At 73.3% G+C, this 3549-nt stretch carries 4 protein-coding genes; all 4 read right to left on the bottom strand.

Going from position 1 to position 3549, the window contains the following annotated elements; all coding sequences use genetic code 11:
* Positions 1-154 precede the first annotated feature (154 nt).
* Entirely contained in the window at positions 155-640 is a 486-nt protein-coding gene (locus ABEB16_RS18395) for a helix-turn-helix domain-containing protein (RefSeq protein ID WP_345713665.1), read from the bottom strand.
* A gap of 145 nt (positions 641-785) precedes the next feature.
* On the bottom strand, positions 786-1853 hold the full coding sequence (prfA, locus tag ABEB16_RS18390) for a peptide chain release factor 1 (RefSeq protein ID WP_345713664.1): 1068 nt from the start codon (positions 1851-1853) through the stop codon (positions 786-788).
* 107 nt (positions 1854-1960) lie between these two features.
* The gene (gene rpmE / locus ABEB16_RS18385) at positions 1961-2176 is read right to left on the bottom strand and encodes a 50S ribosomal protein L31 (RefSeq protein ID WP_345713663.1); all 216 of its coding nucleotides are present in this window, start codon (positions 2174-2176) and stop codon (positions 1961-1963) included.
* A 179-nt stretch (positions 2177-2355) separates the two neighbouring features.
* Positions 2356-3549: transcription termination factor Rho (gene rho / locus ABEB16_RS18380; RefSeq protein ID WP_345713662.1), on the bottom strand; the 1194-nt coding region annotated here is incomplete at its 5' end.

The following is a 3549-nucleotide window of genomic DNA, read 5'->3' as shown; positions in this document are numbered from 1 at the left end:
GCGACGACGAGCCCGGTGAGCACGGCGAGCACCAGGGCGCGCTGCGTCGGCGGGGGCAGGGCGACGGCGGTCGGACGCGCGCCGCCGCGGCGGGTGGGGTGGGTGCTGGTGGGGTCGGTGCTGCGGGGCGTGCTGCTGGGAGCGGACACGACGATCACCTCAGTCCGGCGGTGGCGAGCAGGGTGAGCAGCGGGACGACGCGCGGGCCCGGCACGGCGTAGCTGCCGCGGGCGGAGGCCTCCAGCCAGCCGGCCGCCACGAGCTGGCGCAGGTGGTGGTAGAGCTGACCGGTGGTGCCGAGCCCGTCGGCGAGCTCGGCGGCGGTGCGCCGGCCGGCGAGGACCTTGCCCAGCAGCCGCAACCGCACGGGGTGCGCGAGGGCCGCCAGCGCCGGCGCGGCGTCGGCGAGGTCCCCGTCGAGGACGCCGTCGGTGGCGACGGTCTCCTGCCACAGGTAGGCCTCGCCGGTGGGCAGCTGCACCGCGCCGGTGAAGAGCACGCAGGAGCGGCCCTCGGCCCGGCGGCGCAGCTCCGTCAGGGCCCAGTACTCGTCACCGGTGGCGGGCGCCTGGGTGTCGGCCAGCCGCGCCTCCAGCGCCGTCAGCCGCTTCTCCAGCAGGTCGAGCCGCTCGTCGTCCACGGCTCGATGGTACGGATTTACGTAGTCGATGCAACAGAAGCGTAGAAAGAGTCCGGGGCGGGGACGTCCTGCGACGCGACACCGGCGTGTCGGGCGCGCGACGTCCCCGCCCCGGGAGATGAGGGCGGACCAGCAGCAGGGCGGATCAGGGGGTGACGGCCAGCTGGGCGGCCTCGTCGGCGTCCACGCAGGACTGGATGACCGGGTCCAGGTCACCGGCCAGCACCTGGTCCAGGTTGTACGCCTTGTAACCCGTGCGGTGGTCGGCGATGCGGTTCTCGCCGAAGTTGTACGTGCGGATGCGCTCGGAGCGGTCCACCGTGCGCACCTGCGAGCGCCGCGCCTGCGAGGCCTCCGCGTCGGCCGCCTCCTGCGCCGCGGCGTGCAGCCGGGCCCGCAGGATGCGCAGCGCCTGCTCGCGGTTCTGCAGCTGCGACTTCTCGTTCTGGCACGACACGACGATGCCGGTGGGCAGGTGGGTGATCCGCACCGCGGAGTCGGTGGTGTTGACGCTCTGCCCGCCCGGGCCGGAGGAGCGGAAGACGTCGACCCGCAGGTCGTTCGGGTCCACCTGGACCTCGACCTCCTCCGCCTCCGGCAGCACCAGCACCCCCGCCGCGGAGGTGTGCACGCGCCCGGCGGACTCGGTCACGGGCACCCGCTGCACCCGGTGCACACCGCCCTCGTACTTCAGCCGGGACCAGACGCCCCCCGCACCGGCCCCGGAGCGCGCCTTGACCGCCACCGAGACGTCCTTGTACCCGCCGAGGTCGCTCTCCGTGGCGTCCAGCAGCTCCGCCTGCCAGCCGTGCCGCTCCGCGTAGCGCAGGTACATCCGCAGCAGGTCACCGGCGAAGAGCGCGGACTCCTCCCCGCCCTCCCCCGCCTTGATCTCCAGGATCACGTCGCGGTCGTCGTCGGGGTCGCGGGGCAGCAGCCTGCGGCGCAGCGCCTCCTCGGCCTCGGTCGCGGCGGCCTGCAGGCCCGGCAGCTCGGCGGCGAAGGACTCGTCGACGGCGGCGAGCTCGCGGGCCGCCTCCACGTCGTCACCGGCGCGCCGCCACGCGGCGTGCGCCTCCACCAGGGCGGACAGCTCCGCGTACCGGCGGCCCAGGACCCGGGCCCTGGCCTGGTCGGCGTGCACCGCCGGGTCGGCCAGCTGCCGCTCCAGCTCCGCGTGCTCCGCCAGCAGCGGGCGGACCGACTCGAACACCCCACGCCTCCTCGACACCTGCACGTGCGCGACCGGCGGGCACCCCGCCGGGAACGACGGACGGCGCCGGCCCTCCCCCGCGGGAGGACCGGCGCCGTCCGGAGCGACTACTTGGTGGCGGCCTTCTTGCCGTAGCGCTGCTGGAAGCGGGCCACGCGGCCACCGGTGTCCAGGATCTTCTGCTTGCCCGTGTAGAACGGGTGGCAGGCGCTGCACACGTCCGCGCGGATCTCGCGGGTCGAGGTGCTGCGGGTGGTGAACGAGTTGCCGCAGGTGCAGGTCACCTGGGTCTCGACGTACTCGGGGTGGATCCCGCTCTTCATGGTCTGCTCCTCCGCTGCTGGTGCTCCGGGTCGCCCGTGCCGATCGGCGGGGGCGTGAGCCGGAGCCGGCGTCGTCCCCAGTCTGGCACAGCCGGGCACGCCCCCCTGACAACGGCGGGACCGGTGCGGTTCTTCCCGCACCGGCCCCGCCGCCGCGCCACGACGGCGCGCCGGTCGTGTCAGTCGTCGGAGCCGGAGCTCCCGCCGACCGACGGCGTCGTCTTCTGGATCGTCATCAGGAACTCGAGGTTGTTCCGGGTCTTCTTCAGCCGGTCCAGCATGAGCTCCAGGGCCTGCTGGGGGTCCAGGGCCGTCACCACGCGGCGCAGCTTCCAGACGATCTGCAGCTCCTCGCGGCTCATGAGGATCTCCTCGCGCCGCGTGCCGGACGCCGGCACGTCGACGGCCGGGAAGAGCCGCTTGTCCGCGAGCTGGCGCGACAGGCGCAGCTCCATGTTCCCGGTGCCCTTGAACTCCTCGAAGATGACCTCGTCCGCCTTGGAGCCGGTGTCCACCAGGGCCGTGGCCAGGATCGTCAGCGAGCCGCCGTTCTCGATGTTGCGGGCGGCGCCGAAGAAGCGCTTGGGCGGGTACAGCGCGCTGGAGTCCACACCGCCGGACATGATGCGCCCGCTCGCCGGCGCGGCGAGGTTGTAGGCGCGGCCCAGGCGGGTGATGGAGTCCAGCAGGACGACGACGTCGTTGCCGAGCTCCACGAGCCGCTTGGCCCGCTCGATGGCCAGCTCGGCGACGGTGGTGTGGTCGTCGGCGGGACGGTCGAAGGTCGAGGCGATGACCTCGCCCTTCACCGTGCGCTGCATGTCGGTGACCTCCTCCGGCCGCTCGTCGACGAGGACGACCATGAGGTGGACTTCCGGGTTGTTCGTGGTGATCGCGTTGGCGATCGCCTGCAGCACCATCGTCTTGCCCGCCTTGGGCGGGGACACGATGAGCCCGCGCTGCCCCTTCCCGATGGGGGCCATGAGGTCGATGATGCGGGTGGTGAGCACGTTGTGCTCGGTCTCCAGGCGCAGCCGCTCCTGCGGGTACAGCGGCGTCAGCTTCCCGAAGTCGGGACGCCGGCGGCCCTCCTCGGGCGAGGCGCCGTTGACGGTGTCCACGCGCACGAGGGCGTTGAACTTCGCCCGCTGGTTCTGCTGCTCGCCCTCGCGCGGCTGGCGCACGGCGCCGGTGACGGCGTCGCCCTTGCGCAGGCCGTACTTCTTGACCTGGCCCAGGGAGACGTACACGTCGTTGGGGCCGGGCAGGTATCCGGAGGTCCGGACGAAGGCGTAGTTGTCGAGGACGTCGAGGATGCCCGCCACGGGCAGCAGGACGTCGTCCTCGCCGATCTCCGGCTCGGTCTCGACGGC

The sequence above is a fragment of the Kineococcus glutinatus genome, assembly GCF_039542765.1.
GTDB lineage: Bacteria > Actinomycetota > Actinomycetes > Actinomycetales > Kineococcaceae > Kineococcus_A > Kineococcus_A glutinatus.
The sequence above is the reverse complement of the archived record's forward strand: the minus strand, read 5'-3'. Positions and strand labels throughout refer to the sequence as shown.

Excerpts from the sequence above, each read along its gene's own strand:
- rpmE (WP_345713663.1), bottom strand. The coding sequence starts at position 2,176 with ATGAAGAGCGGGATCCACCCCGAGTACGTCGAGACCCAGGTGACCTGC.